General features: G+C 37.3%; 4 protein-coding genes. 3 read left to right on the top strand and 1 reads right to left on the bottom strand.

The annotated features are described in order from the left end of the window. Nucleotides 1–35: 35 nt before the first annotated feature. The 3 genes from B5D55_RS11255 (at nt 36) to B5D55_RS11245 (ending at nt 4929) form a co-directional block, all read left to right on the top strand. Nucleotides 36–2369, top strand: coding sequence for an early set domain-containing protein (locus tag B5D55_RS11255; protein ID WP_078934107.1), 2334 nt, complete (start codon nt 36–38; stop codon nt 2367–2369). Nucleotides 2370–2569: 200 nt separating this feature from the next. After that, nucleotides 2570–4486 carry a CBM20 domain-containing protein gene (locus B5D55_RS11250; protein WP_078934106.1) on the top strand — a complete coding sequence of 639 codons (1917 nt, stop codon included), beginning with the start codon at nt 2570–2572 and terminating at the stop codon, nt 4484–4486. A 155-nt stretch (nt 4487–4641) separates the two neighbouring features. Beyond that, nucleotides 4642–4929 carry a hypothetical protein gene (locus tag B5D55_RS11245; protein WP_078934105.1) on the top strand — a complete coding sequence of 96 codons (288 nt, stop codon included), beginning with the start codon at nt 4642–4644 and terminating at the stop codon, nt 4927–4929. A gap of 141 nt (nt 4930–5070) precedes the next feature. Here the strand turns inward: B5D55_RS11245 and B5D55_RS11240 are convergent, their stop codons facing one another. Further along, nucleotides 5071–6225 carry an ATP-binding protein gene (locus B5D55_RS11240; RefSeq protein ID WP_078934101.1) on the bottom strand — a complete coding sequence of 385 codons (1155 nt, stop codon included), beginning with the start codon at nt 6223–6225 and terminating at the stop codon, nt 5071–5073. Nucleotides 6226–6362 lie beyond the last annotated feature (137 nt).

The raw sequence follows: 6362 nt of genomic DNA, 5'->3' as shown, positions 1-6362 counted from the left end.
CGATTTCTATCTATTTATTAATTTGGAGGAATTTGATGAAAAAATTATTCGCTTTCATCTCCCTTTTCCTGTTGCTCAGCATTGGCAGTGCCTTTGCTGACGTAACTGTGAAAAAACTTGCCGACGGCAACGTAGAGGTTACCTTCTTCTACGGAAACCCTCGCGCTACGGAAGTTCTCCTTGCAGGAGACTTCAACAACTGGCAGAACGGTGCCGAAGCAATGACAAAGACCGACAAGGGCTTTACTATTACAAAGACTTTCAAGGCAACGGACGAACTTCGCTACAAGTTCATTTCCGACGGAAACTGGACTACCGACCTTAAGGCTCCTGATTTCGTTGACGACGGCTTCGGCGGAAAGAACAGCCACGTAGTCATCGCTGATATGCTCGGTGGAGACGACGATGCTGCTGCTAGCAAGGCTAAGATTAACTTTGTAAGCTGGTCTATGTTCGGAATTCAGGCAAACTACCTTACACAGGGTGCTTATGATAAAACAGAAAAAGGACTTGACCTTGACTCTGTAACAATCGGTGCAAAATCATACAATAAATTTGTTGGAAACTTCCTTCCTAACTGCCCGGTTTATATTGAAGTTGCATTGGCAGAAACGGATTTGGAAGATTATTCTGGTGAAAAGAAAATCAAATATCTTTATCAGAAAAACGGCTTTGATGATGAATCACTTGAATTTAGCGAAGGTTTGAAGCAGTTTGTAAGCGGAATGTTTGCAAATCCTGTTGCTTATCTTGCTCGTGCAAATAACAATGGAAAAGACGTTGCTTCTGAAGGACCGGGATCAAATCCGTTCCTCGGACACCTTAAGTTCGGATTCAATACCCCATACATCAACTTCCTTACAGGCTTCAACTATGCAAAACCAGATGTTCGCCAGGCAATCACTTGGACAACAGTATGCTCATCTTGGGATGCAGGTTATCAGCACGTAGGTGGCTTCAACCAGTTTAGTCTTGGCTCAAAGGCAGTTGCAGCTCTTGAAGAAGCTACAGGCCTTACGTTTGACATCGGATTTGCTCCTAACAAAACAGGTGACCGCAAAGGTACAAAATACGGTTATTGGGGATGGTTCGACGTTAAGAAAGATGACCTTGTAATCGACTTCCAGACAAACGGTATGTACAACGGTGACTATTTGTTCTATGAACCTGTTGAGCACGACTTCATTATCGGTGCAAAGGATAAAATCGGCGGCCTTTCATTTGCTGTTCAGGCTTTGCTTGCAACACATCAGAAGAGTACGGCAGAAATCGTTGCTTTCAATGCCGCAGATAACCCTGAAAAAACAGACCCGAATATCCTTGACTACTTCGGCTATTCAACAGACGTATGGTACCGTTCAGGCGACTTTGACGGCATCCAGAACATGGCAGCAAATGTTCAGGTTGGCTATAAGGCTGATCTGTTCAACGTAAATCTTGAGTACCGTTTCCGCGGTATGCAGGCTTCCATGCTCTATCTTCGCGAAAACCACGACGACGGTACATTCGACCTTTCAAATACTCTTGGTCTTCTTAACAGCCAGAGAATTGCATTCAACGGTTCTGTAAATCCTCTTGAAGCACTTAAGATTGACCTTGGCGTAACGGCAGAAATGGCTTTGAGTGAACTTAAAGCTGGTGACGAAGAATATGACGTATATAATGGACAGGTTCAGTCATGGTGGACTGCCCGCCGCTTTGACGAGGAAGATACTCCATTGTTCAACAGGACTGGCGGTGCTGAATTCACATTCAAGCCGGCAGTTGCTTATACACTTGAAGATTATGGAATTACAATCGGCGCTTACGGTGATATGAACTATCAGGCTTATCAGTGGTCAGACGGAATTGATGAAGACGAAGCTAATAAATACGGTGCTTCAGATTCTCCGTTCCGCTTCAAGAAAGCAGGTGTTTCATTTGCCATGACTCCGGACAGCGACATCGTTAAGGGCGTAAACGTTTACTACGGTCTTGATATGTCTAATAAAACCCGCTACTTCAACACATTGATTGGACAGGTTATGTTCCCAGGCGACGTAACTGCAAACCTTGCATTCGGTCTTAAGACAGAAAATACACTTTCTGACGGAGATGTATACAAGTTTAATTCAGACGAAAACAATCCGTTTGCATTTGCAGTAGGCGTTTCAAAGAGATTCAAGGCTATGAAAAAGCCTACTCTTTACGCTCAGTTCGTATACAACATGGATCCGTTCAAGCACTTCGGCGACGGACAGGATGCTCTTAACCTTGACCGCTGTAACGTAAACGGCAGCCACGAGAAAGAGGGCGTTGGAAAAATCGATGCTGTTGACTGGTACGACGGACGTGCTGCAATGCGCGTAGGAATCCGTTGGGATATTTAATCTGTGCAGGAACAGATTAAATGACGAGTTTTCTTTGAAAACTCGAACGTTGATTGTGAAAATGATTGATTGTTTGGGTTATTGGAAAACTCAATTGAGTTGAAAGCGAATATCAAATACTTTGCCCGGCTAGGGTCGGGCAGTTTTTTGACGGAACTTTCAGATAACTAAGAATATAAATTCTTATTCAGGAGAATTAAATGAAAAAATTACTTTCATTTTTAGCAGCAGGCGCTCTTGCACTCGGTCTTATCGGATGCTCCGGCGACTTGCACGACTACGAGGCAAACGAAGAATGTATCGGTTTGTACCTTGCAGGTGACGTTCAGAAAGATAAAGATAACAGAGGAAAGTTGACTTTTGTTGATGCAAATACACAGACTTATAAATTTACGTATGATTCAACAAAACATAATTATTGGGGCGGAGCAAAAGGTACAATCAATTTTAAGCTTGTAACAGATGCTACAACATGGACTCAGGATTTCGGTTGGAAAAAAGATACTCCTGTATTCCTTTCACTTAACGATGATTTTTTGACGCTTCAGGCTCGTGATGCTGCAAACTCAAACCCTGGAAACATCAAGGTTGAAAATCTTATAAACGGTAAAGAATATGTGATTACTGTAAACTATGATGCTCCTAACAAAGTTGCAAAAGTTAAGATTGAAGGTCCTTCAATTGACTTCCCGACTCTGAAACTTGTTGATAGCGATGGTAACGAATATCCGTTGACTCGCGAAGGAACTACATACAGTTATGTATGGACTCCAGCAGAAGCAGGTTCTAAGAGTTTCTATGTAACAAACGGATATATGTTCTATGGTGCTGACGGAAAAGTCGACACAGAAAAACCTGACACAGAGGACTATGTAACGGTTTCTTATGAGGCAAATAAAGAATACATAGTAAAAGTTGAAACTGCTTATGATAAGGGTGCTGATGTAACTATATATGCAGGTATACGTGATACAGGTTTCTTTGCTAATTCAGATATCATCGGAGCTTTTGAGGACTGGAAAGGTTCAAAGATGAAATTTGTTGATGCAAACACATATACATTTGATTTTACTAATGCTGATACAAAAACTGAATTTGATATTCGTGAAAAAGCAGGTGATTGGTCTGTAGGTCGTTGGTTCAAAGGTATTCCTGAAGATACAGCAGACAGAAAGAAAACAGATATGGCAGATGATATTGTTGCTGCAAAATATGGTGAAACTCCAACTCCTGTAGTTCTTACATATTACAAAGGTGACGCAGGTAACGATGGTAAAAATGCAGTAATAACAGGTTTACCATATGAAGCTAATCATAAATTTAGACTTACAATTAAAGTTATTGATGCTGCAACAAAAAAAGTTTCTGTAACTTGTGAATCTCTTGAAGATCTTGATGACAGTGCTTATGCACCACCAGCATACAATAAAGTTTATTTAGCTGGAAATGCTCCATTAACATGGGATCTTGGAAAAACAAATGCAATTGAAGCAAAAATTGTTGCAGAAACAGAAACATGTACAGATTATTATTATACATTTACAGCTGAAACAGAAACATTAGACTTCAAAGTTGCTTTAGCAAATGGTTGGGGTGATGCATATTCAAATAATACTGAAGATGCATTACCAAATAAAACTGCTGTAGATGCTGCTCCTGTTGAATTTTCAAATGCTAATGCTAAAAATGCACAAATTACAGGATTAACAATTGGTAAAAAATATACAATCGTTATTAGTACAGCATCTGGAAAACCTGCAGTTTCTGTTGTTCCTGGTGAAGATGTAATTTTTGCAATCGGAAACGATGATTTTGGAGCATGGGATTGGAAAAAATGTATAACATTAACTCCTGCAGGTGCTGGTGAATGGAAATATGAATTCAAAGCAACAAACGCAAATGCTCAATTCAAATTCCAAACAACATGTGGTGGTTGGAATGATGCTGCTACTTGGAATGCAAAATGTGCATTAACAGTTGGTGGCGATTACATAAATATGGAAGCTGGTGCAGGTGGCGATAATACAAGTGCTACACTTACTGTAGGAACAGACTATGTTCTTTCTGTAAAGAAATCTGGTGATAAATATCAGGTTAAAATTGCTGAAAAACAATAATTTTTAATAACTATTATTCAAAGGTTCGGTAGAAATTTACCGAGCCTTTGTTTTTGTAGAATAATGCATGAAAATTCGAGTTTCCTAAAAATAACATGTGAATTGTGTTCTTTTTAGAAAACTTAAGTAAGTTTTCTAAATATCATGGAGGGAAAATGAACATAAAAATTGGGGCTGATGAATTGATTTATCACTTGAGAAAAAATGATAAATGCAAAGATATAGATGATATAACTCTTGGAAACAAAATAGCAAAATTTTTTAAGGGTACATTTGGAGAAGAATCTTTTATACAAAAAGATGTTCCTTCTTATTGGTGTGATAATAATCACACCATAAACGATTACTTTAAACACAAAAAATTGCCTCTAACAAGTCAATTATATGAAATTAACATAGAAAATATTTGCCAAGTTTATAGAACAATTGAAACTTGGCAATAAATATATATTTGGTAAAAAAAAGCAAAATTTTATTAATTTATTTTTGCATAAAAGATCTTTGACATAATTATTCTAACGATTTTCCAAGAAATATAGTCTCTTTTGTAGGTATGTTTTCTGATAAATTTTTTCATTGATTAGTTAATTCCACAATGTCTTAAAAAAATATTTCCATGGGAGTATTTCTATTCCATCAACAAGGCGAGGATAATCTTCGCGACAAACTACAATGTAACGCTTAAAAATATTTTCTTCACGCAGAGTTTGCAATCCTTTTAAGTGTTTTTCATTTACAGAATCAGTTGATTTTACTTCTATTGCAAGTTCATCATCAACACAAAAATCAACTTCATTTCCTGTTGTTGTTCGCCAAAAAGTAAGCGAACTTCGTGGCCTTTTATAATCTATCCAGGCTTTTAATTCCATGCAAACTAGTTGTTCAAAATAGTCTCCAAATTCTTTATTACCTTCTTGTGGGACTTGAATATTTTGCAATGTTCGTGCAACACCTATGTCAAAAAGATAAAACTTAGATGTTGCAACTGCTTTTCTTTTTGTTCCTGACTTATATGGTTCAATCATAAATCCAAGAAGAGTATCTTCAAGAATTTTATACCATTGCTTTACAGTTTGAACAGGAACTTGAGAATCTGCTGCTATATTAGCAAAATTTAGAAGTTGCCCGTTAGTGAGTGCAGCTGTCTTTAAAAATCTACTAAAAGAACCTAAATTTCTTGCTGTACCTTCAGCTGCTATTTCTTCCGTAAGATAAGTACCAACATAAGATGAAAGATCTTCTTCTATATCATTAGAAAAAAACATAGAAGGCAAAAGACCATGTTCAAAAATATAAGAAAGATTATAATTTGAACTTTCTCCAACTTCGGAATAAGTAAAAGGATGTAGATGTCGCTCCCATGCTCTGCCACCAAGTAAATTTGTTCCCAATGTACGCAATTTTCTAGCAGAAGAACCTGTAAGCATGAAACGGATATTTCTTTCTTGTATAAGAAGATGACATTCATTGAGTAATTCAGGGCAAAGCTGTATTTCATCTATAAAAATTGCACAGTCATGAAGATTGAGAAATTCAACTTGTTCAGTTAAATAACTTGGATTCCTCTGAACTTCTAAACGTAATTTTCCTTTAAGTAAATTCCACGAAAGAGCAAAAGTTTCAGATAATTCTGTGTTAATTAGTGTTGATTTACCTGTTTGACGAGGTCCGAATAAAAATACAGATTTCTTTGTAATCAAATTTGCTAAATCAAGACAACGCTTAATATTTTCAGACATAACTATCACCCCTCCTAAAAGTAAAAATTTTGGAAAAATTTTTCATTGCTCTTTGTGGATATTATAAGAGATTGTTTAAATAAAAACAATTGTTTAGTTGATTTTTAATTAAATTCAACTAAAGAGTAGTTGTTTTT

The sequence above is a fragment of the Treponema porcinum genome (genome assembly GCF_900167145.1).
Taxonomy (GTDB): Bacteria; Spirochaetota; Spirochaetia; order Treponematales; family Treponemataceae; genus Treponema_D; species Treponema_D porcinum.
Note: the sequence above shows the minus strand (reverse complement) of the source record. Positions and strands in the feature narration are given on the sequence as shown.

Coding starts and splice junctions, on each gene's coding strand:
- B5D55_RS11255 (WP_078934107.1), top strand. CDS start 36: ATGAAAAAATTATTCGCTTTCATCTCCCTTTTCCTGTTGCTCAGCATT.
- B5D55_RS11240 (WP_078934101.1), bottom strand. CDS start 6,225: ATGTCTGAAAATATTAAGCGTTGTCTTGATTTAGCAAATTTGATTACA.
- B5D55_RS11250 (WP_078934106.1), top strand. CDS start 2,570: ATGAAAAAATTACTTTCATTTTTAGCAGCAGGCGCTCTTGCACTCGGT.
- B5D55_RS11245 (WP_078934105.1), top strand. CDS start 4,642: ATGAACATAAAAATTGGGGCTGATGAATTGATTTATCACTTGAGAAAA.